The 22293-nt window shown below is 34.6% G+C and carries 22 protein-coding genes and 2 pseudogenes; 2 read left to right on the plus strand and 22 right to left on the minus strand.

The features are described 5' to 3' along the window. From ACW0JX_RS16435 to ACW0JX_RS16455, 5 genes are all read right to left on the minus strand, one after another. A complete protein-coding gene (locus tag ACW0JX_RS16435) occupies positions 1-777 on the minus strand; it encodes a GNAT family N-acetyltransferase (protein WP_103597362.1) in 777 nt (258 codons plus the stop codon). Next, positions 774-1478, minus strand: coding sequence for an SDR family NAD(P)-dependent oxidoreductase (locus tag ACW0JX_RS16440; protein WP_098127952.1), 705 nt, complete (start codon positions 1476-1478; stop codon positions 774-776). Before ACW0JX_RS16440 ends, ACW0JX_RS16435 begins: the two co-directional genes overlap by 4 nt. Beyond that, entirely contained in the window at positions 1475-2038 is a 564-nt protein-coding gene (locus tag ACW0JX_RS16445) for a GNAT family N-acetyltransferase (protein ID WP_089171498.1), read from the minus strand. The genes ACW0JX_RS16440 and ACW0JX_RS16445 overlap by 4 nt, the downstream gene beginning before the upstream one ends. A gap of 144 nt (positions 2039-2182) precedes the next feature. Continuing rightward, positions 2183-3676: a class I adenylate-forming enzyme family protein gene (locus tag ACW0JX_RS16450; protein WP_098127976.1), complete on the minus strand. Its 1494-nt coding sequence runs from the start codon at positions 3674-3676 to the stop codon at positions 2183-2185. Positions 3677-3819: 143 nt separating this feature from the next. Further along, the gene (locus tag ACW0JX_RS16455; protein WP_048538105.1) at positions 3820-4353 is read right to left on the minus strand and encodes an NAD(P)H-dependent oxidoreductase; all 534 of its coding nucleotides are present in this window, start codon (positions 4351-4353) and stop codon (positions 3820-3822) included. A 124-nt stretch (positions 4354-4477) separates the two neighbouring features. On the opposite strand from ACW0JX_RS16455, the gene ACW0JX_RS16460 reads away from it, so the two are divergent. Continuing rightward, a complete protein-coding gene (locus ACW0JX_RS16460) occupies positions 4478-4801 on the plus strand; it encodes a winged helix-turn-helix transcriptional regulator (RefSeq protein WP_001072958.1) in 324 nt (107 codons plus the stop codon). Between the two features lie 193 nt (positions 4802-4994). On the opposite strand, the gene ACW0JX_RS16465 is transcribed toward ACW0JX_RS16460, so the two are convergent. From ACW0JX_RS16465 to ACW0JX_RS16520, 12 genes and pseudogenes are all read right to left on the minus strand, one after another. Continuing rightward, on the minus strand, positions 4995-5150 hold the full coding sequence (locus ACW0JX_RS16465) for a hypothetical protein (RefSeq protein WP_016080830.1): 156 nt from the start codon (positions 5148-5150) through the stop codon (positions 4995-4997). A gap of 94 nt (positions 5151-5244) precedes the next feature. Then, positions 5245-5520 (minus strand): ArsR/SmtB family transcription factor, encoded by a 276-nt coding sequence (locus ACW0JX_RS16470; RefSeq protein ID WP_000660066.1) that lies wholly within the window; start codon positions 5518-5520, stop codon positions 5245-5247. 250 nt (positions 5521-5770) lie between these two features. Further along, complete coding sequence (locus ACW0JX_RS16475; RefSeq protein ID WP_098127950.1) at positions 5771-9118, minus strand: glycosyltransferase; 3348 nt, start codon at positions 9116-9118, stop codon at positions 5771-5773. A gap of 204 nt (positions 9119-9322) precedes the next feature. Beyond that, positions 9323-10660 carry an anti-sigma factor domain-containing protein gene (locus ACW0JX_RS16480; protein WP_063548130.1) on the minus strand — a complete coding sequence of 446 codons (1338 nt, stop codon included), beginning with the start codon at positions 10658-10660 and terminating at the stop codon, positions 9323-9325. Next, positions 10650-11372, minus strand: a complete 723-nt coding sequence (sigI, locus tag ACW0JX_RS16485) for an RNA polymerase sigma factor SigI (protein WP_002082432.1) — start codon at positions 11370-11372, stop codon at positions 10650-10652. Before sigI ends, ACW0JX_RS16480 begins: the two co-directional genes overlap by 11 nt. A 574-nt stretch (positions 11373-11946) precedes the next feature. Next, positions 11947-12708, minus strand: a complete 762-nt coding sequence (locus tag ACW0JX_RS16490) for a glycosyltransferase family 2 protein (RefSeq protein WP_459244934.1) — start codon at positions 12706-12708, stop codon at positions 11947-11949. Between the two features lie 98 nt (positions 12709-12806). Further along, complete coding sequence (locus tag ACW0JX_RS16495; protein ID WP_459244935.1) at positions 12807-13439, minus strand: LysE family translocator; 633 nt, start codon at positions 13437-13439, stop codon at positions 12807-12809. A gap of 152 nt (positions 13440-13591) precedes the next feature. Then, positions 13592-13747 (minus strand): annotated as a pseudogene (locus tag ACW0JX_RS16500) (DUF3963 domain-containing protein); the annotation flags it as partial. 105 nt (positions 13748-13852) lie between these two features. Beyond that, positions 13853-15337: a WD40/YVTN/BNR-like repeat-containing protein gene (locus tag ACW0JX_RS16505; protein ID WP_459244936.1), complete on the minus strand. Its 1485-nt coding sequence runs from the start codon at positions 15335-15337 to the stop codon at positions 13853-13855. 169 nt (positions 15338-15506) lie between these two features. Beyond that, a pseudogene (locus ACW0JX_RS16510) lies at positions 15507-15672 on the minus strand (LysE family translocator); the annotation flags it as partial. 151 nt (positions 15673-15823) lie between these two features. Beyond that, positions 15824-16081: a DUF3963 domain-containing protein gene (locus ACW0JX_RS16515; protein WP_095690447.1), complete on the minus strand. Its 258-nt coding sequence runs from the start codon at positions 16079-16081 to the stop codon at positions 15824-15826. Positions 16082-16227: 146 nt separating this feature from the next. Continuing rightward, the gene (locus ACW0JX_RS16520; protein ID WP_000801042.1) at positions 16228-16707 is read right to left on the minus strand and encodes a GyrI-like domain-containing protein; all 480 of its coding nucleotides are present in this window, start codon (positions 16705-16707) and stop codon (positions 16228-16230) included. A gap of 109 nt (positions 16708-16816) precedes the next feature. Here ACW0JX_RS16520 and ACW0JX_RS16525 point away from each other — a divergent pair, with 109 nt between their 5' ends. Further along, a complete protein-coding gene (locus ACW0JX_RS16525) occupies positions 16817-17779 on the plus strand; it encodes a helix-turn-helix transcriptional regulator (protein ID WP_000755025.1) in 963 nt (320 codons plus the stop codon). Positions 17780-17938: 159 nt separating this feature from the next. Here the strand turns inward: ACW0JX_RS16525 and ACW0JX_RS16530 are convergent, their stop codons facing one another. The 5 genes from ACW0JX_RS16530 to hcp all read right to left on the minus strand — a co-directional run bounded on the left by ACW0JX_RS16530 (position 17939) and on the right by hcp (position 22131). Further along, positions 17939-18688, minus strand: coding sequence for an ABC transporter permease (locus ACW0JX_RS16530; RefSeq protein WP_095690446.1), 750 nt, complete (start codon positions 18686-18688; stop codon positions 17939-17941). Beyond that, on the minus strand, positions 18689-19450 hold the full coding sequence (locus tag ACW0JX_RS16535) for an ABC transporter ATP-binding protein (RefSeq protein ID WP_071739348.1): 762 nt from the start codon (positions 19448-19450) through the stop codon (positions 18689-18691). Positions 19451-19620: 170 nt separating this feature from the next. Further along, positions 19621-19962, minus strand: a complete 342-nt coding sequence (locus ACW0JX_RS16540; protein WP_000891986.1) for a DUF1048 domain-containing protein — start codon at positions 19960-19962, stop codon at positions 19621-19623. Positions 19963-20037: 75 nt separating this feature from the next. Further along, the gene (locus ACW0JX_RS16545; RefSeq protein WP_000429488.1) at positions 20038-20358 is read right to left on the minus strand and encodes a PadR family transcriptional regulator; all 321 of its coding nucleotides are present in this window, start codon (positions 20356-20358) and stop codon (positions 20038-20040) included. 486 nt (positions 20359-20844) lie between these two features. Further along, positions 20845-22131 carry a hydroxylamine reductase gene (hcp, locus tag ACW0JX_RS16550; protein ID WP_263039649.1) on the minus strand — a complete coding sequence of 429 codons (1287 nt, stop codon included), beginning with the start codon at positions 22129-22131 and terminating at the stop codon, positions 20845-20847. Between the last annotated feature and the right edge of the window lie 162 nt (positions 22132-22293).

Here is a 22293-nt window from a genome sequence, read left to right on the forward strand (position 1 = left end):
CTAATCTACTTTAAAAATTTTATAATAAAGCTCTGTCTCCGTTTTCACCGAACAATAATTTCTCCAAAATATCTTCTGCATCTTTTCATTTGAAGTATGTGTACTTCCGATGTAATAAGTAGCCCCCATTTCCTTTAACATATGCAACGATTGAAGATGCATATGAGAAGCAATTCCTCTCCCGCGATAATAAGGCATTACTCCAAAGTAAAATAATCGTCCTTCACTTTCTGTTCCAGTTTCTATATGCGGTATGGACATACCAATTGGCTCAGTTTTATCATAAAAAACAATACATGACTTTTCCCAACCCTTACCTAACTCTGTTTGCACGGAATAAAAATGCTCATCGATAGTTAAAATTGAAGTTTGATTTCCTGAGTTCAACATACATTGCTCCCAAATGTATTTAAATTCTTTTTCCGATAACGTTCCTTCTGCTATTGATCGATATGTATATTGTCTTTCAAGCTCTTCTACATTGTTCAATTCTCTACATACTTCTATCTTTGCGGCATACAAAGAAAAACCGACATCAAGTAACACTTTCACACTTGAGTTATAACTACTAAACCTTTTGTTTAATACAATACTTGCTCTTTTTAACTCCCAATTAAAACAAACCTCTTCAAATCTACTTATCTTTTCTTTATATGTTTGTACGTTATACAAAACATCTTCTTCTATTTCTTCAATCGTTACTGCATTTGGTAAGCCATTTAATACTTTTTTAGAAGGGCCAAATAGATTCTGAATGATTGCAAGATCGTATATCACCACTTCAATTCCCCTACACCAGGCTCAATAAACTTCCCTGAAATATCCTCATTTGAATCTATTACCCAATCATATATATTTTTTGCTCCTTCAGCCGGAGTCATATTCGCATCAAAGGCACCAATATCAGTTTTTAATTTTCCTGGGTGAATGGCAGTTACACGAATTCTTTTATTCTCAAACTCTTGTTGTAAGCAGAGTGTTAACATATTTTGTGCAGCTTTAGCAATTCGATATGAATATGAGAACTGACCTTGCGGAAACTCTTTGTTCGCCATTTTATGTAATGATCCTAATCGAGAGGACACATTTATTATTCTCGGATGATCCGATTTAGCTAACGCCACATATGTACCTTTTACAGCCCGAATTACACCTAAGCAATGAATATTAAATAAGTCTGTTAATTCTTCTGAATTTGTATGTAAAATCTCAGTCTCCTTCCCAGTAATGCCAGCGTTATTTATAACTAGATCAACATATTCTGTATATTCCTCAAGCTGCTTCTTAATTTGCTCCGTACTCTCATCAGCCGATAAGTCTGCCAATATAGGAAAACATCTACCACTAAACATTTGCTTCAATTGCGTTACCGCAACCTCAGTTCTAACTAACGGATAAACGATATGCCCCTTTTCATGAAATACTTTTACTAACTGTAACCCTAATCCCCGATTTCCACCTGTAATAACCACTCTCATATACTCATCTCCTTATTTTTAAAATAAATAAGAAAATCCATCCACTTACCATTCTCTAATGAAAATGCCTCTCTCTTGCATTCAAATGAAAAGCCTGCGCTTTCCGCAAGACGCACTGATGGCTCATTATCGACATGTATATGTAATTCGATTCTATGAAAATTAAGGCTATTAAAAAATAACGATAACGTAGCGTTTACACTTTCTACCCCATATCCATTTTTCCAATATTGATTATGAATAGAGTAGCCCATCATTGCCCACTGATAATCCATACGTAAAATTTTTATTAGCTCTAGCTTTCCAATATTAGCTCCGTCTTCTTTACGAAAAATACCTAATACATACATCTCATCTCGATGTGCTGCTTCATCAAAGCCTCTTATCCATTCCGTGAACCATTCTTTTGTTGACGATGCCATAACTTGATAGCCATCGTCATATTTATACTGCGATGGCAGTCTCTTATTAAATCCATCTAACCAACTTTCGTAATCATCTTTTTGAAATGGACGGATAATGAGTCTATCCGTCTCTACTTCTAATAACGGTAGCTTCATTTAATTTCATCCCTCGAATTATTAATTGAATATTCTTTATTATCTTACACAAAATACAAAATCTAGTAAATTATTATGTTTTTGATACATAAAAACCCAGTCATGCTTTATACATAACTGGGTTCTCCATCGTTTCATAATTTTCTATTTCACAAGAACTACATCTCGTAATTCCCTCTTCAACACTTTTCCTAAAGCATTTTTCGGTAACTCATCTATGAATACCACTTCTGGTATTTTGTAACTGGCTAATTTCTGTTTACAATACTGAGTAATACTTTCTTCTGTTAATATTGTTTCGCTATCCTTCACAATGAAAGCTCTTGGAACCTCTCCCCAAAAGTCATCTAGAACTCCAACTACTGCAACTTCTAAAACACCATGTATTTCATGAATAACATCTTCTACTTGATCTGGATATACATTGTCACCACCGCGTATAATAACGTCTTTATATCTTCCCATAATATGCAGGAATCCATCGTCATCTATCATGCCAGCATCACCCATGTTAAACCAGTTATCTTTTACTACCTTCTTTGTCGCCTTTTCATTATTCCAATACCCTTTAAACATGTATGGACTTTTCACATGAATCTCTCCAACTTCATTTGTTGTTAGTTCATGTCCTGTTTCCGGATGAACAATTTTCACCTCTACATTTTTCAAGGTTTTTCCTACAGAAGACATCTTTTCTTTTCCCATCATTGGATGCCATGAGGTTACAACCCAACCTTCTGTACTACCATAACCTTGCACCATATATATTCCTTTTTCCATATATTTTTGAATGAGTGTTTCTGGCACTTTTGTACCACCGCTTTGTGCTACTTTAAAGGTTGAAATATTACGTTCTTTTTTATTTAATTCATCAAGCATGTAACTATAAACAGCAGGGAACGCAAGCATCGTAGTAATTTTCTCTTCTTCAATCTTATCCCAAATAAGAGTAGGATTCGAATCAGCTAAGAAAATCATCGTAACGCCATGATAAATACAATTTAAAATAGAAAGCACGCCACTCATATGGAACAATGGATGCACAGATAAAAAGCGTTCACCTGCTGGGATTTCTCTTTGTCCCGCAATTTCAGCAAAATAGTGATGTAAGTTTTTATGTCCAATTACACATGCTTTCGCCTGTCCAGTCGTTCCTGAAGTAAATAAGTAAATGGCGTCGTCTTCTTCATGAACTTCTACGTTCGGTTCTGTCGTTGGCTGTTTTTGCAGCTCTAATTCAAATGAACCAAAACCTTCTTTTATCGTTTGAATTACATAAGGAATTTCTTTAACAGCATCAACATTTAATAACACTTCACTAAATTCTTCATCAATAACTAACACTTTTAATTTCGCTTCTTTTACAATCGTTTCTAATTCATATACAGTAAGCTGATGATTTAGCGGAATAAATACCGCTCCAATTTTTAAACTTGCCATCATAACACTTGGAAATGGGTGATTATTTTTGCATAGTATTCCTATACGATCTCCTCTTTGCACACCATTATGTAACAAATAATGTGCAAGCTGATTTACTCGTTCATTATATTGCTGAAACGAATATCTTTTCTTCCCTCCTACAAGCGCTTCCAAATTTGGTGACTGCATTGCTCTCTTTTGTAATAATTGTCGCATCGTTCTCAAGTAAAACTCCCCTTTATATATGTTAGGTTTTTTATTTTACCAGATTAACTATTAATTTACTAAAGATTACACTTAGTGAATATAAGAAGAATATAAAATAGCCATTTACTTCACAAGTAAATGGCTATTTTTCATTATATATTAGAATACTTCTTGTTCATTACATATTGCACATACTCAGGTGCACTTTTATCAATCTCTTCATCACTTAGTTTATATTCTGCACCATATAAATAAAAGGAAGGTATAAATTCCATACCTGTATATAGGCATGTAGCTTGGAATGGTTTCGTCAACTCATCCATTGTAATCCCACTATTTTCATAGTCTTTTTCTAATCCACCTATAGAAATAGCTACACCAAATTCTTTCCCCTTCACTTTATCTCCTTGTGATCCGTACGCAAATCCATATGTTAATACATCATCGAACCATTTTTTTAATAATGGTGGTGTGCTGTACCAGTAAAGCGGAAATTGAAATATATATCTGTCATGTTCTACTAATAACTTTTGCTCTTGTTCAATATTAAACTCCCAATTTGGTGCCACCTTATATAATTCATGCACCGTAATTTCATCTGAATGTTTCTCAAGTTCTTCTATCCATCTTTTATTAATTTTTGATTTTTCAATATGAGGGTGTGCTACAATTACAAGTGTTCTCATCATTTTCCAGCCCCTTTATAAATTAATCAATCCTTTACGTATTAGTATGAATGAGTTACATATAATTGAAAAGTACGTACTTTCAGGTACTATAGGAACCTTGAAGTACCTTTGGAGGTGTTATATGAATCAAAATGATGATTGCCCAATTGCAACAACACTCGATGTAATCGGTGGAAAATGGAAAGTTCATATTTTATGTATTTTGTCGGATGGAAAAATGCGAACAAATGAAATTAAACGAGAAATCCCAAACATTACACAAAAGGTTCTTACACAACAACTTCGGCAACTTGAAGCTGATGGGATTATCTATCGTACCGTATATCAAGAAGTACCACCAAAGGTTGAGTACACCATAAGTGAATACGGAAAATCTTTAATGCAAATAATGAATGATCTGTTTGAATGGGGAAAAGATCATCAGATTAAAAGATTACATGACTAAAAAAGCACTATATACTTTGTTTAATCCTCTACGTTCATATTTTTTATTTCTATAAAGTTTATTTTCATCATTTTTTAGCTAACTTGTTTTCTTAGATTGATGGACGTGACCCCACATCCATCAATCTAAAAAGATACAATTAGAAAAATGAGATTTCTATAAAGTTTCGCATATAAACACTACTTCCGCCTCATTAAACGCTCGCTCTACTTTTTCTAATCTCAATTGTACGTAAGCTATAAAGAAGCACCCCTAAACCGAGAATTTTTTCATTATTAGACGCATTAGAACCTAAGGTAATAGTAGGTACATTTAAACCCATAAACCTTCCACTCCATTCTATAGGCATATAAAAAGATACTCCTTAAAAATAAAAAACGCTATTCTCTCTTTAAAATCATAGAAAAGAATAGCGTTTTTTATTTTGAAATAGAAGTCTGTATTTAAACTAAACATGCTAATATTGATTTTGTACGATTGTCAGTTACTTCATAATAAATTTCTAATCCTTTCCGAGTACCTGTAACCATTTTAGCAGCTTTTAATTTAGATAAATGTTGACTAATTGTACTTTGAGGCATTTGTAAATCCCCATACATTGTTGTTACATTAGTAGGACCTTTTGCAAGCATTATTTTTACTAAAGATAGACGAACTGGATGCGCCAATACCTTTAACACCTCAGCGATTTCTTGAAACATTTCTTTTTTTTCTTTCATCCTATTTCTCCCCTTTTATATACATATTTATGTTATCCATATATATAATTCGAAGGTATATGCGTTTTTGTGTCCGTCATTTTAAAAAAATATAAAAAAACTTTAATCCGAAACTAAAGGATTAGCTTAACATAATGTCTCACTATTCATAATGAATAGGAATCTCGTTATAGAAGCAGTAGTTTTTATGCTACAACTCTACATTCAACTAACTAAAATCAATGAAAAAAAGAGCAGATAGTCCGCTCTTTTATGATGCCTCCTTATGTTCCGTGGAATGTTTAACACTCCCCAGTCTCTTTAGTTTATTCCACCCTACCGCTACTCCTCGAAGCGATGAGAATATAGATTTAATGACAACATAAGTCATAAATTGACGATAAATAAAACGTTGTAAAATTAACCATACTAATGGTTTCGGATTTTCTTCCTCTAATTTAAATGCGAACAGAGAAGCGAGAAGATCCATTAAAAAGAATACAAAATAAAATCCTAAAACTTTTAGCGGATTACTACTAAATAGTCCTATAATCATTAATATATCTGCAAAAGGAGCAATGAATTGCAGAACATATTGGAATAACCACATGTTAGGCAGTGCAATAAACCCTAACGTTTTATGTTTTGAATTACACAACGCTTTTCGATGTTTCCAAAGACATTGAAGTGTACCATATGACCAACGATATCGCTGTTTAATGAGACTTTTCACATCCTCAGGTGATTCCGTAAAAGCATGCGCTTTTTCTTCATATACAATTCTATGCCCTTGACGTAAAAATGTAATAGTAAGATCGGTATCTTCTGCTAATGTATCTTCGCTTAAATATCCAGATTCAACTACATTCTTTTTGCGCCACGCCCCAATAGCTCCTGGAACTACTGTAATACAATTTAACTCATCAAAAGCTCTACGTTCTAAATTAAACCCTGTAATGTACTCAACATGTTGCCAAGTAGTTAACAAATTCCGTCTATTCCCCACTTTGACATTACCTGAAACTGCAGCTACATTCTGATCTTCAAAGTGTCTAACCATTAGAGAAATGGCGTCTTGCGCAATAATAGTATCCGCATCTAAAGTGACAATGATTTCTCCTCGCGATTGTTGAAACCCTAGGTTCATTGCCGATGATTTCCCGCCGTTTTCTTTCTGAATGAAACGAACTTTAGGGTGTTTATAAAATGTTTCTTTCATTACTTTTGACGTAGCATCTGTCGATCCGTCATCCACAACAATAACTTCAAATTCTCTATAATTACTATCCAAAATTGAGTGAATTGTCTTGGCTATCACCTTTTCTTCATTATATGCTGCTATGACAACACTAACAAAAGGTTGATAGGACGAATTAATATAGCGAGATAACGTTTTTCTTTTCTGCTTCCATGCAAAATAAATTAAGAATAAAAATCGAAAAATCCCTAATCCAATAGCAATATAAAAAATAGTAGTTAATATATGCTTAAAATATCCAGCTCCTGAAAAGACAGCTTTATTGTAAAGTAAATATTGCTTCCCCTCAGAAGAAACAGGAGGCATAATTTCATCTCGTTCTTTATTCATTAAATCTGAAATTGTTACAAAACTATATCCATGCTTTTTTAGGTCTTTAATAATGATCGGGAGTGCCTCTACTGTATGGGTACGATTCCCTCCCGCATCATGGAGAAGAATAATATTTCCCTCTCCCTTATAAATGGGATTAAGAGCACGTCTTACTAATTCATTTGTTGATGGTGTTGCCCAGTCTTCGGGATCAACTTTTTCCGCTACCATTGTATAGTTCATATTTTGTGCACGTAAAATAGGCAATATTTCATTTGATGAATCCGGGTTAGCATCCGCTTCATATGGCGGTCTAAATAAAACCGTAGAATGTCCAGTTACTTCCTGAATTAAACGTTGCGTCGTATTAAGTTCTACTTTCGTTCGTAATAAAGACGTATCAGCTATGTTAGGATGCTTGAAAGTATGATTGCCAATTTCATGCCCCTCATCGTATATTCTTTTTACAATACTAGTATTTAGTTGCGCGTTTTCACCAAGTACAAAAAAAGCAGCTTTTATTTGATTCTCTTTTAATATATCTAAAATTTCTGGCGTATATTTCGGGTCTGGTCCATCATCAAATGTTAATACTACTTGTTTCCCATTTGGTTTTCCATATCGTTGCACTTCATATGCAGATGGTAAGGATTGATATACTTCATCTGTAAGGTAACCATCTTTGCCTACTTTAAAATCTCTCAATCCATTTTTTCTTTCATTCTCAATCTGTAAAATTTCACCTTGTCCAGAATAATTTACTTCATCTAAACTATTGATTTTATGTAATACATTAGGATTTTTTTGTGCCTCAATCGGATTTTTTAAAACTTTCCATATTGTAGGGTCTTCTGCTCCTAGTCTCCATAACGCAAATCCCTTTGTATTATTGTCCATTGCGATTTTCACTTGATTATAAAGAGTTACACCGTCTAAGAACCAAGCAGTATGTTCTTTCCCTTCTGTTTTATACCTAAAATAAGGGTTTCCACTCATTTTATCCCATTGAATTTTCATATTTGAATCATGAGCCATTGCCATAACTTCTGAGAAAGTTAAAGACTTCGCAGCTTCTTTACTATTTACTTCCCAATCATATCCATAGTTACCGAAAGCAACTATAAGCTTATTAGACGGAATATTCAGTTCTTTTAATGTGTGTTGGAACCATTTATTTGAAGAAATTGGTCCTGGTTCCCCGGCTCCATAGTGCTCATCGTACATCATTACAATTATTCGATCTATTATTTTTGCTAACGCACTATAATCAAAAGCCTTATCATTAGCTGGAACATCTTGTGTAACGAGCAAATCATGTTCATGAAATTCCGTAGTAAGTTCTTTCATAAAATTTGTTAAGTTTTCTCTATCACTTTCAGGTACGGCCTCAAAGTCAATATTAATACCTGAAAACTGATTCTTTTTAACTTGGCTTACTAAATCATTAATAAACTTTGTCTTTACATCATTTGAGGAATTCAGTAACTTATGAATTAGCCCATTATCAGGACCAGAAGCTTCCTCAGTATAGTTAGTAAGCAAAGGCATAATCTTCACTTGATTTTTTTCTGCCAACTTTACTATCTCAGGTTTGATCTCACTTCTAATCGTTAAATCTGCTTTTAAATGATACCACTCTGGTACTAACGTAGTTAAGGAATCGATATTTTCTTTTAAAGAAGCGGTACTATTTTCATCCCAGTTTACATAAAAACCATACACTTCTTTAGGTTGTTTACTATCCTTCGGCGGATTCACCAAATTTTTATTATCCTTCGTTTCGGTATTTGGGTTAAATTCTTCCTTCTTTAACTGCTGATCACTAAGTTTTTGATTAATTGGTACAAGTTTAGTATCTTGTTGTACAGCGGTATTCATATTTGGAATTTCTGGTGTTGAAAAAATACTTTGAAAGAAAAAATAAAATACAACACCTACACTAACTATTGAGATACATAGAAACGAAATAAAGGCTATGTTTCTCCTTCCTTTCGGATCATAAAAAACAGGTTTTTCTTTATCTTTCTCTTGTTGAATGTTTTTCTCCATTATATTTTTCACATACTCCTTCTTAATAGAACTATAAAATAATAAAGTGCAACTTTAATCAGCCCTCACCAATTGGGCATTTACAAGCAGCCCAACTCCCACCTAACTTCTTTGCTCCAGCCAAATTTTGAGATGGGAGTTTTACTGCCCACAATAGCGAGAGAAATCCTTTTAGCTTTGAAATGAATCTCTCACTTCCATATTCTATTGATTCTTCTTTTCATTCCCTTGCTGGTGGCCTCTATTTTCTTGTTGAGATCCCCTACCATTATTCCCTTGCTCGTTTCCACCATTTTCTTTCTGGGATCCTCTTCCATTGTTCCCTTGCTGATTCCCATTATTTCCTTTTTGAGATTCTCTATCGTTGTTCTCTTGCTGATTCCCATTATTCCCTTGTTGAGACCCTCTTCCGTTGTTCCCTTGCTCGTTCCCATTATTCCCTTGTTGAGACCCTCTTCCGTTGTTCCCTTGCTCGTTCCCATTATTTCCTTGTTGTGATCCTCTTCCGTTGTTCCCTTGCCCATTTCCATTATTCCCTTGTTGTGAGCCTCTTCCGTTGCTTCCTTGCCCATTTCCATTATTCCCTTGTTGTGATCCTCTTCCGTTGTTCCCTTGCTGATTCCCATTATTTCCTTGTTGAGCTTCTCTACTTTTATTCTCCTGTTGATTCCCTCTATTTTCTTGCTGAGATCCTCTTCCATTGTTTTCTTTTATTTGCTTCGATGGCTGTTCCTCTGTTTTCTTTTGTTCTTTCTGCTCTTGCTTTTCATATTTTTTTTCGTCTACAGGAGATAAATCCATTGATGCATCAGGAGATGACTCCGGCTGTGATTGCACCTCTTCTTCATTTTCCACCGGATTAGGCGGCGTGGCAGGAGGAGTAAGCGATTTGTTTTTCTCATTCTCTTGCTTTATATAGACACCTGTGCCAATTCCAGCTTTTCTAGCATTCTCTCGTACTTGCATCGTGCTACTTTGATATTCAACTGTAATATGTTTTAACTCATATTCTTTCTTCAATTCTTTCATTGCCTTTTCTAACTGTGGTTCTAGCGCCTTGTCCTTTGCAACTGCTGTTAGCATAACTTGCTTATCATTCGTTAAATACTTATCCTCTTGACTTTGCTTTATAATAGTACGTATTACTTCTTGTAATTGTTTATTTTCCCATTGCTTCAATTCTTTTAAAATACGCCTTCCATCATCATTACAAGCCTGTAAATCTATAACACGAAAATCCTTCGTTACGCTCACCTCTAAACTTGGATTTATATCAACTGAGACGTAAGCAAATACTTTTTCTTCTGGTTGGTTGTAGAAAAACAGCACTGCAAATAGAAAACAAGCAACAAGTATTGATGCAGGCTTTAAAAAGGAAGGGATCGAAAAATGCGATGCTTTTTGTTCTTGCTCATCAAATGAGATTTCCTCCCCAATCATGCAAGAATCCCCTTTTCTTTTACACGTAATAAACTCTCCATTTGGTGTTAAAACAACTACGCTATGCTTTTTTATATCCATCACAATTCCTTTATTCATCATGCTTTTCCCCTCTTATGTAATCCAGAATATATGTATAGTTGTTTGCAAAAATAATACACATTGCAATAATGTATTTTCTATGTCGTTCCAACGTTTTACGACTTACCCTAACACGCGGTTCAATATGTTTAAGCGGTAACTTTTTCTTTCGGAACAGCTCTTCCATCATTTCCTCTTCTTTTATAATAATTTTTACAATTTCTATTAAGTGCTCACGCGTATCACGATGCTTAGGAGATTCTTTAGCAAGCTCTGAGAATGTGATTTTAAACTCAGCTAGCACACTTTGAAAATGAAGAATTTCCTCCTTACGGTTACTATTTTCCATCTCTTTCATATACTCCGTAAGCGACACTTGCATTTCTAACATTTCCTCTTGCTCATCTTCTTTTAAAAAGACAAAGTTATGTTTAGACTCCTTACGTATATAGTCAATTACATCTCTTTTTATAAGAAGATCAGCAAACGCTAAAAAGGATTTTCCTTTTGTATAGGAATACTGTTCAATTGCTTCGTTAAACGCAAACAATCCAATGCTATATTCATCATCCTGTTCTGTAATATATCGGCGGCAGACTGATGAAATTGATTTTCTAATAAAAGGCTGATACTGTACGATAAACGCTTCTTTATCTTCTTCGTTGTTTTGTATGTTACATACGATATCTTCTATTTTCGGTTTTCTTAAGATCTTCATTACTAAACTCAACACTTGTAATCTCCCAGCCTCCTTCAAATAGCAAAATGGCCACTACAAAAGTGACCATTTAACCAGATTTTCTTGGTACTTTTCTTCGGTCTTGTTTTCTTGCTGTTAGTTATATTTTTAGAGTCTAACGTTTTCTTAATGATTTTTCCTTTTCTCTCGGCACTACAGTTAAGTTTGTATTTTTATCTACTTTCTTATTTTCTACCGTTCGTTTTGCTTATTCTCTTTCTATTTTATCTGCAATCCTTGAATAACTCTTCTTTATATAATTGGTAATTTCATCCTTCCATTTTGGATGCCCACTTAATCTAGTAATTTTATTAATGCTTCTATATTCTTTCATAGTCATTTTTCTTCTATTTATTTTCTTCACTATACATATTCGGAGGAATACATAGTTTTATGGGGGTCAAAAAATATTTTCATAAAAAAATACATATTTATTTCAAAAATAAAAACCATCAATTTGAAAAAAGATAATCAAATTGATGGTTTTCTTATAATATCTATTAAATTAAGTTGGATTCTCATTATATCTAAAAAAGTACTAGCTATCTTCTTCCAATTTTCTCCATTTTCATCTTTCTTGGTTATCATAATATGTCTTATCTGCGTATTTTCTATCATTTCCTTTTAGATAAGCTAAAATTACTTTTGGATTTTTAAGTAAAGTCCAGTCTCCATATGTATCAAATCTTCTGCATGAAGTCATCATTCCATTTTTAATAGTACCGAATTTCTTATTATTTTTCTTTCCCCACTCTTTTAAACGTTTAGCGAAATCTGCATCTTCTGCCATAAGCATGTTTTCATTAAATCCGTTGATTGCCATAAAGTCTTTTCTATAGCACCAAAAAATCCCTACAGATATAGCTCCGTACTTAAAAAGTAAGGGGATTATGATTAACATTGCGGAGAGAAATATTCCTAAAGATATTCTTTCAAACTTACCATTCACCCCACCACCAATGTATGTACCTGAAGCTAAATATTTATCTACATTAAACAACATAGACTCTGTCATTATGGTATCAGCGTCTATAGTAACGATTATTTCTCCACTAGCTATTTTAGCCCCTGCATTTCGAATTTTAGATAAGTTTTTATCGTTATTTTTCAATGTAACACAATTATAAGATTTTGCTATTTCCTCTGTTTTATCTGTACAACGATTTAAAACAACTATAACTTCCGTTTGCTCTTTATATGCCTCTGATGCCTTTGCAATTGAATCTAAACATTTTCTAATGTACTTTTCTTCATTATGCGCAGGAATTATAATAGAAAACTTCACATCTTTTTTCAAATTAACTCCTGAAGATTCGTTTGTCTCAGTCATAATATTCCCCCCTTATTTTATAAGGTAAATATCTACTATACATAAATTATATTAATATTTATTAGGTTATATTATAGAAACTGACGGTAAAGAGGCTCTTACTGTCGACGTTCAAAAGCAAGACGTACAGCAAGCCCCGTTAAAACACTTGCCATAAGCCAACGCTGTACTCGTAGCCACGTCGGGCGTGTGCCAAACCATTTTGCAATTTTACTTGCTGTACATACAATTACAAGGTTAACTATAAAGCTAACAGTGATTTGCGTAAGCCCCAAAACTGCACCTTGAAAAAGCAACAATCCCTTCTCTGGATCTTCAAATTGAGGTAGAAGTGATACATACAAAATAGCAATCTTTGGATTCAGAAGATTCGTCATGAGTCCCATCAGAAATAATTTCCTTGGTGGCTCATTAGAAATCATATGAGGTTCCATAATAGATGTAGCACCCGGTTTAATCGAATTCCAGGCGAGCCACAGTAAGTAAGCAGCACCTGCCCACTTTACTGCTTCATATACAGCGGGAACAGCAACGAATAGAACTGTAAGTCCAAACATAGTTGCGATTATATAGATTACAAATCCGAGCATGATGCCCAATAAAGAAATAAATCCCGCCATACGTCCTTGCGTAATGGAACGGGAAATGAGGTAAATCATATTAGGCCCAGGTGAACAAACCATGCTAAGCGAAACAATTGCAAAAGCTACCAATGTACTCAAGCTGACCATAAACCTTCCCCCTTTATTTTACATAAAATTTCCTATTGTACATTTTATCATGATTGAGGAGAGAAAAGATTAATATAAAACGATGCAGCTAAGTAATATTATCGGATCGAATGTATTGTAATCACATACTTCTCATTCTCTTAAGTAAGGATCTAAGAGTACCCTATCCATAGAGCTACTAAAACCACTACAAATAAAGCAAAACAACATGTGATATTTCGAATCCATTTTTGTATATCACCAAAATACCTTTCTATAAATATAGCGTTGATAGTAAGCATAAGAAATAAAACAAAGAAAGGCAGCGAGGTATAGGTCCATTTTTATCTTCATGGCTGGAATTATACCCCTTACCAAACTTCTAAATAAAATGTATAGCTGAGTAGTTACCTTATTTTTCAAAAAAATTCTGATTATTTCTTTTTCACTTCTTCTACAAATTCCCATGTCTCTCCGTTATCTTTTGATTGATAAAGTGCACTACTATCGCCATTGTAGTCTCCATCTGCCCCTTGTCCAACTAACATATTAAAAACCCCATCTTTCTCATATGGCATACTAGGTGAATCAAAAGGACTTATTGTGGACTGTGTATAATCTAATTTCACTTCATGCGGCGGATATTCTACCTTTTTGAAAGATACTCCCCCATCATCTGTACGATATAACTCTCCTTCATTACCAGAAGGCCTAATTGCTCCTAAAAACCCAAGTTTATCATTTATAAAAGTGATTCCTGATACACTACCAATCCCCCCATTAAATGGGTCTGGATTGATAACCTCCCATGTTTTCCCTTCATCACTAGTCTTGCTTAATGAATAAAAGGCGCTCCCTAATGCTTTATCTGTCATATTTAGTTTATAACCAACTTCTTTCGATAGGAAAAACTGTTCTTTTTCATTCTTTAAATCTTGTTGTTTCTTCTCTTTAAGCATATCTTCTTTTGGAGGCGTCTTTGATTTACTCCAACTTGCGTCACTTATTAAATTATATCTAGCAGGGACTAGCTCTTGCTCTTTTCCAGGGACAAATATAGATACAGTATATCCAATGATATCAGAAGCTGCTTTTTTAAGACTCTGCCCCTTACCATCCTCAGTAATATTAATAATTCCCTCTGTATTGGATCCCCAATTCCTTTTTCCATAATAAATCAACCCATACTTACTTTCATTCCATTTTTTGACCGTTTGCTTAACTGGGATCGCCTTAACCGTTTTAATTAAAGGTTCTACTAATTTATCATCATTATAATCAGGCTTTGCATATCCATCTCGTATTATAGTAATATCTTCTGATTTCTTCTTATTATAAGAGATTAAATAAGTTTCTTCTTTCCCATCATCATTTTTCCCATAAACAAATGTATCAAACGCTGTGATTGTTCCATCTGAATGAAATGTAAGATCAAAATCAGTTGCCAAATACAATTTCTTTGGCAAAGGATATTTTTTATTTATATCTTCAAAAATACCTTCTACTCCAGATTTATATATATTATTATGTTTAAGTTTAACTGACCTTTCATGTTTTAATTTTTCTATAAACCATGCCAATTTACCATTGTAATTTATTGCACTTTTATAAATCTGCATCCCATAAAATGATGTAATTACAACAATAATGATAATAGAAATGGATCTCCATACTATTGAATTAGTTAATTTTTTAGATTCATATTCTCTATTTTTTATCACCCGTATTGTAGTAAATGTAGTTATGGATATAAAAAGTACTATACATAATAACAAAATGTAAATATTATAATTCATTCTTCCGTACTTACAGTATAAGGCCAACTCATAACAAAAAATCCCGTATACAATTATTAGTATTGGATTCGTTACTAATGACAGAAGTATCCTTTTTGTATTTTCTCTAAATATAGAAACCACCCCTAATTACATGAATTACTGATATTAAGTATATTTTATTGTAAAGTAACAAAAAAGCTATTTAATCTTGCCGCAAAAAATACAATAGACATCTTTCTATTAAAGCCGTTTACAAATCTAGTTGTTTCATAAACAACGGATTTTTGAGTGAATACTAAAGTTGCTTCATTTATATGAATTACAAATCCAAGCATGATGCTTAATAAAAAAATAAATCCTGCCATACGCCCCTGTGTAATGGAACGAGAAATAAGATAAATCAAAATAGGCCCAGGTGAACAAACCATACTAAGTAAAACAAGCGCAAAAGCTAGCAAAGTACTCAGGCTCACCATAAACCTTCCTTCTTTATCTTACATAAAATTTCCTATTGTACATTTTATCATGATTGAGGAGAGAAAAAATTAATATAAACTGATGCAGCTAAGTAATAGTATCGGATCGAATGTAGTGTAATCACATATTTCTCATTCTCTTAAGTAAGGACTAAAAATAACCTATCCATAGAGCTAATAAAACCACTACGAATAAAGCAAAGCAACATGTAATATTTCGAATCCACTTTTGTATATCATCAAAATACTTTTCTATAAATGCAGTGTAAATAGAAAGCATAAGAAGTAGCACAATGAAAGTAAAAGATCCCAATTTATCGTTAAATTTTTCATTAGTAAATGTACTTACATGAAGGAATAGAAAAACAAACGTTACTATGAATAGCTCAAATAATCTTTTTTTATTCAATCTGCCACCACCTTACAACAATTCCCTTTTATTCCATTTTATCAGAACATACTGTGTAGCAGTATATGAATATTATATTCATTTCAAAAAGGCCAACAATACAAGATCGTTAGCCTCTAATTTCCATATTCGCACCTTTTATCACTTTACTTCCTAACAACCGGAATCCACATTTCACCAAATACTAAGCCATTTCTCTGCCCCATCTCAACCGTTGTATTCGGTCCACCAACATAGGCAAAATCCTTTGCTTCTGGTAAAGCTTGACCGAAGGCGATGCCAGTAAGCTTATTACTTAGCTCTTCAGCCGTTTGGTCTTCCCCTTTCACTACTAAGTATTCTCCCCTCGGAAACTGAATCACTCTAGATTCTTCTTCTATTTGTGCTTCTGTCATGACCCCCGCATAATACATCATTTTGTTATTCACCGCTTCGCTCACGGAAAAAATGTATTCATTTGTAGCTAAAGCTTTTAAAGTGTCCAGCCTTCCATCTTCTTTAACAGCCGACCAAAAGTCTTCCTTTTCTTTATTTATTCCAGCAAAGTCTGTGTATTCACTCTTAATTTCAGTTCCAATACCTAACACAATAAAGCTATCTTTTTCTTCTATAGTATAATTTTTCATGTTCAAAACCTGCCTCTTTTTTTATTAATCAAACGATTTATCTTTTCATCTGATACGTTTATAATACCTTTAAACCATGTCAAAAAATGATACTGTTTAGGAGACTAAAATGAAAAAAGTTGAACGGATTAATACAATTATGCGGTATATCAACAACCGCTCTCACTTTACAATTTCTGAAATTATACAAGAATTTAACATATCACGGTCGACAGCTATTAGAGACATTAGAGAAATTGAAGCTATGGGAATGCCACTTGTCACTGAAGTTGGGAGGACTGGGGGATATTTTGTTATGCACAACTCTATCCTGCCCGTTGTTCGCTTTACTGATAATGAAGTGAAAGCTCTTTTTATTGCCTTTATGGCTACGAGGAATCAACAACTTCCCTACCTAAAGAGTCGTCAATCTTTAGCCGAAAAACTACTAGGACTCATCTCAGAAACCCAGCAAGATGATCTCGTTCTTTTAAATCAACTCTTGCTTTTCCAAGGGACTAACCCTCATAATCCCGATCTACTTGAGCTTTCTGATCTCCCCCATCCTATGTTAGAAAAACTCATTCAAATCCTTCTTTTGGATAACCATTTATTGATTACTATGAAAGAAGATGAAGAAATCAAGTCTTATCCAATTTATCTATTGCACCTTTATCAAGAAAAAAGCCATTGGATCATTGAAGGGTTTGACTTAAAAAAAGAAAAGAAGATGATGTTTCCTGTCGATGATCTCATTAATATTGAACCATACACGACGAACAAAAGGCTAAATAAGAAAAAGATTTTAGAAAAACTAAGTAAGAAGGACGAAATAATCAACTTGGTACTTGAACTTGGACCAAAAGCAATTGCCCAGTTCAAAAAATACCATCCTTTAAAAATTTCAATATCTTATACTAATCCTTACCAATCTACAGCCATTTTAAAAACTTTTATCAATGTTAACAATCCCGATGAAGTGACGGAAATAATAAATTGGCTGCTTTTTCTAGGGAAGGATATTAAAATCAAAGAAATACCCGATGAAGTATTAGCAGATTTACAAAAACGAGTGTGCTTATACATTCCATAAGCAGTGAGCCTCAAATATTAAGCTTTATGGACAATTATTCTATTTTTAAATACCATTTCATTTACTACAATGAGAGCATGATAAATAATAAAAGCACGGAAAATCTCCCGTGCTTTTCTAAATATATATTATTCCTGAAGGTTTCGTTTATCACGTTTCTTACCCTAACTGACGTTTAAATGCTTTACTGGCGAAAAAGTAAGAGATGACCATTATACCTACGCACCAAGCGAGCGCAATCCAAATATCGTTTCCAACAGTTCCTTCATATAAAAGAGCACGAATCGCATTCACGATTGAAGTTACAGGCTGATTCTCTGCAAACGCACGAACAATTTTTGGCATCGTTTCGGTAGGCACAAAGGCCGAACTAATAAATGGAAGAAAAACTAGCGGGTACGAGTAAGCAGTCGCCCCTTCCATAGACCTCGCTTTCAATCCTGGAATGATAGCTAGCCATGTTAGCGCCAGCGTAAACATCCCAAGTATCCCAGCTACCGCGAGCCAATCTAGAATATTAGCACTGGAACGGAAACCCATTAAGAGTGCAACAAGAATAACCACCACGATAGTAAGTACATTAGCAACAAGAGAGGTTAAAACGTGAGCCCACAATATCGATGAGCGCTTAATAGGCATCGTAATGAAACGTGCCATCAGCCCACTCTTTACATCCGTAAAGAGTCGCACGGAAGTGTAAGCTACACCGGATGCGATAGCCATTAGCAAAATTCCCGGCAATAAATAATTGACGTAATTTTCCGTTCCTGTTTTTATTGCGCCGCCAAACACGTAGACAAATAATAGCATCATCATAATCGGCGTAATCGCTACTGTAATAATTGTATCCGGGCTGCGCATAATGTTACGCATTAAACGACCTAGTAATACACCTGTTCTACTTTTCATTTACATCTCCTCCTTTTTGCCAATGATCGCAAGGAATATTTCTTCCAATGTCGGTTGCTTCTCGATATACTCCACTTTTGCTGGCGGGAACATCTCTTTTAGTTCAGCAAGAGTACCTGTCGTAATAATTTTTCCGCCATGCAAAATAGCAATACGGTCTGCCAGTTGTTCTGCTTCCTCCAAGTACTGAGTCGTAAGCAAAATAGTTGTACCGCTACCAGCAAGTTCCTTGACTGTATCCCACACTTCGATTCGCGCTTCAGGATCAAGTCCAGTCGTTGGTTCGTCAAGAAAAATAACTGCTGGCGCCCCAATCAAACTCATCGCGATATCAAGCCGGCGCTTCATCCCGCCTGAATACTGATCTGCCCTTTGGTTTGCCGCATCAGTCAGGCTAAATCTTGCAAGTAGATTGTCAGCAACTTGAGCGGGATTGGAAACACCACGTAATTTGGCGATCATTATCAAGTTTTCCCTCCCAGTCAGCATACCGTCTAAAGCTGCGAACTGCCCTGTCAAACTGATACTTTGACGAACATGATCTGGTTGACTCTGTACATCAAATCCACAAATACTTACTTCACCGCTATCTTGCTTCATTAGTGTCGAAAGGATGTTGACCGTTGTCGTCTTTCCCGCTCCATTTGAGCCTAGCAGCGCGAAAATTTCTCCACGCTGCACCTCAAAATCTACCCCTTTTAAAACTTCCTTGTCTTTAAAGGATTTTTTCAAGCCTTTTACAGAAATCACTGCATGACTCATACTTTTTTCCTCCCTATAAAAATGTTTTGCGAAGACTATTTATTTACCTCTATCTATTTAGTATCACTGATATTCTGTATTACTTAGTACCGAGTTAAAAATATAACTGAATAGCTATGATGGCAATTCATATGTGTAACCAGCTAATCAGTCGGTACTACTTATTCCATTTATTTTTTTCTCAATTTCTTCATAATACTTTCATTCAAATCTTCACGATACTTGGAGACGTAAGTTTTAGCATTTGCCACTAGTTCGTCAGCAAAGGAAGCCACGTCATCCCCAGTAATGTCAAGCACTTGTCTTCCTTCCGCTGCACCCGCTTCGAACAAATCGATTAATTCATACTGTATGTGTAACATATCCATCCCGTTACCCGCTGAAAAATTCCACATGTAGTTTTGAATTTTCTTAAATACAAATTGGTAGTCCTCTGGCAGAGCCTCAACTCGTGCCATCATCATTTTGTACTCTTTTTTATCACCAATTAACTTTTTGAACATTTCTAACATCTTATTTTCCTCCTTTTTTATAAAACCAAACAAGAAATTCTCAAAATATCGGCCGGAACATTTTATCTTATGAACCTATTTTGACTTCAAGACGTTAATTTTTGACGATACAAAATCCCATTTTTTCCAAAACAATTCAAGCTCCTGGCGGCCTTCTTCATTTAATGAATAAAACTTACGAGGCGGTCCCATATCTGATGGTTTCTTTTCAATATTCACAAGCTTTTTCTTCTCTAATCGTACGAGGATGGTATACACCGTACCTTCCACAACTTCGGTAAACCCAAGATCATTTAGGTGGCGGGTAATCTCATAGCCATACGTTTCACGGCGACTAATGATTTCCAGTACACACCCTTCCAGTGAACCTTTCAGCATTTCAGTTAAATTTTCCATGTCCTGATCCTCCTTTACCCCCTATTCTGTCTGACTTATATTCAGTATCACAGAGTACTAAGGCGAATTTTTTACTGAGTAGTTTTTTTGAATCCATACTATTCAGTATCACTTATTACATCTACATTGTATGACTAAGTAGTGATAGATGTCAACTGATTTTCAAATTTTTTCTAAAATCCGCTATTACCTATTGTCTACTGAAAATATTTTGAGAAGCAACACTACTCAGTATTGCTTATTACAAGTACATTGTATGACTAAGTAGTGATGGATGTCAACTCGATTTTTATATTTTTTCTAAAATCAACTATTACCTATTCGATACAGCCTATTTTCTTTTTTTATTTTGCCCCATACCTATCCCACTAAGAAAAGAAAATACCCCAAAACAAAAATTCTACATTTTTATTTTGGGGCGCTATACTATACCAAAGTTAATGAATATGGCTAGCTCTTCTTATTAATAAGACAGATCATTTTTTATTACGATAACATCATAGCCATATCTTCTGCTGCATTTGTAATTAGTTTTAAACCAAATGTTTCTTGTAATACATCAAGCACGCCAGGTGAAATAAATTCAGGAGCCTTTGGACCGATGCGAATATCTTGAATCCCAAGACTAAATAGCCCGAGTAAAATGGCAACCGCTTTTTGTTCAAACCATGATAGTACAATACTTACTGGCAATTCATTCACTTCACATTGAAAAGCATCAGCTAAAGCAGCCGCTATTTTCACTGTAGAAATTGAATTATTGCACTGTCCTAAATCAATGTAACGCGGAATTTCCGTACCAGGTACAACACCGTAATCCACATCATTAAAGCGGAATTTCCCGCAAGAAGTTGTTAAAATAACCGTTTCTGGCGGAAGTGACGTTGCTAATTCACGATAATATTCTCCGCCTTTTCCCGGTGCATCACAACCGGCGATAACAAAGAAACGCTTTATCTTCCCCTCTTTTACTGCATCAATAATTTCTGGAGCTAATGATAATACTGTATTATGATGAAACCCTGTCACTAACTGTTCATCCGACTCCATATGTACTTCTGGAAGTTCTAGTGCTTTTTGAATCGATGGTGTAAAATCATCATTTTCAATTTTTTGTACACCTTCTAAACCTGCAATATCATATGAAAAGAATCGATCAGAGTATGATCCTTTAATTGGCATAACACAGTTCGTTGTAGCTAATATGGCACCAGTAAATTTTTCAAAAAGGCGTCTTTGATCGTACCATGCCTTACCGATGTTTCCTTTTAAATGTTTATATTTTTTCAGCTGCGGGTATCCGTGTGCTGGTAGCATTTCAGAATGCGTATAAATATTAATGTCTTTTCCTTCTGTTTGCTTTAATAGTTCTTCTAATGCAAATAAATTATGGCCCGTAACTACAATTGCTTTACCTTCTACACGATTTTGTGTAATTTGTACAGGCTCTGGCACACCAAAATGATTCGTATGTGCCTCATCCAATAACTCCATCACCCGTAAAGCTGATTTCCCAACTTTCATAGCCATATCAATATGCTCTTGTTCGTTAAAGTTAGAATTTGTTAATGTCATATATAAAGCTTCTTGTGTTGTAGCATCTACAAATGCATCCGTATACCCTAGCTGAGCAGCATGTGTGCGATAAGCTGCAATTCCTTTTAGCCCAAACACAATCGTATCTTGTAAACTCGCAATCGTTTCATTCTTGCCACAAACACCCATTACTTTACATCCGCCTGTTGGCGTTTGTTCACATTGATAACAAAACATATCATCCCACCCTCTCCCAATCATTCATTACACCTTAAGCATAATACCCATTGAAAAAAAGTGATGTGATATCAATCACAATAATATATAAAGATTTGTGACAGTTCATATTGTTGACATAATACTTTTATTGACATCCAAAAAATATACATTAGTGTGCAC

The organism is Bacillus sp. C-3-6 (assembly GCF_054509685.1).

Bases quoted from the DNA above. Each gene is read 5' to 3' on its own strand.
- ACW0JX_RS16470 (WP_000660066.1), bottom strand. From the start codon at position 5,520: ATGAAAGAAAAAAAAGAAATGTTTCAAGAAATCGCTGAGGTGTTAAAG.
- ACW0JX_RS16495 (WP_459244935.1), bottom strand. From the start codon at position 13,439: ATGGTCAGCTTGAGTACATTGGTAGCTTTTGCAATTGTTTCGCTTAGC.
- ACW0JX_RS16450 (WP_098127976.1), bottom strand. From the start codon at position 3,676: ATGCGACAATTATTACAAAAGAGAGCAATGCAGTCACCAAATTTGGAA.
- ACW0JX_RS16475 (WP_098127950.1), bottom strand. From the start codon at position 9,118: ATGGAGAAAAACATTCAACAAGAGAAAGATAAAGAAAAACCTGTTTTT.
- ACW0JX_RS16465 (WP_016080830.1), bottom strand. From the start codon at position 5,150: ATGCCTATAGAATGGAGTGGAAGGTTTATGGGTTTAAATGTACCTACT.
- ACW0JX_RS16490 (WP_459244934.1), bottom strand. From the start codon at position 12,708: ATGACTGAGACAAACGAATCTTCAGGAGTTAATTTGAAAAAAGATGTG.
- ACW0JX_RS16455 (WP_048538105.1), bottom strand. From the start codon at position 4,353: ATGAGAACACTTGTAATTGTAGCACACCCTCATATTGAAAAATCAAAA.
- ACW0JX_RS16440 (WP_098127952.1), bottom strand. From the start codon at position 1,478: ATGAGAGTGGTTATTACAGGTGGAAATCGGGGATTAGGGTTACAGTTA.
- ACW0JX_RS16530 (WP_095690446.1), bottom strand. From the start codon at position 18,688: ATGAAAAGTAGAACAGGTGTATTACTAGGTCGTTTAATGCGTAACATT.
- ACW0JX_RS16445 (WP_089171498.1), bottom strand. From the start codon at position 2,038: ATGAAGCTACCGTTATTAGAAGTAGAGACGGATAGACTCATTATCCGT.
- hcp (WP_263039649.1), bottom strand. From the start codon at position 22,131: ATGTTTTGTTATCAATGTGAACAAACGCCAACAGGCGGATGTAAAGTA.
- ACW0JX_RS16525 (WP_000755025.1), top strand. From the start codon at position 16,817: ATGAAAAAAGTTGAACGGATTAATACAATTATGCGGTATATCAACAAC.
- ACW0JX_RS16535 (WP_071739348.1), bottom strand. From the start codon at position 19,450: ATGAGTCATGCAGTGATTTCTGTAAAAGGCTTGAAAAAATCCTTTAAA.
- ACW0JX_RS16545 (WP_000429488.1), bottom strand. From the start codon at position 20,358: ATGGAAAATTTAACTGAAATGCTGAAAGGTTCACTGGAAGGGTGTGTA.
- ACW0JX_RS16520 (WP_000801042.1), bottom strand. From the start codon at position 16,707: ATGAAAAATTATACTATAGAAGAAAAAGATAGCTTTATTGTGTTAGGT.
- ACW0JX_RS16480 (WP_063548130.1), bottom strand. From the start codon at position 10,660: ATGATGAATAAAGGAATTGTGATGGATATAAAAAAGCATAGCGTAGTT.
- ACW0JX_RS16540 (WP_000891986.1), bottom strand. From the start codon at position 19,962: ATGTTAGAAATGTTCAAAAAGTTAATTGGTGATAAAAAAGAGTACAAA.
- ACW0JX_RS16460 (WP_001072958.1), top strand. From the start codon at position 4,478: ATGAATCAAAATGATGATTGCCCAATTGCAACAACACTCGATGTAATC.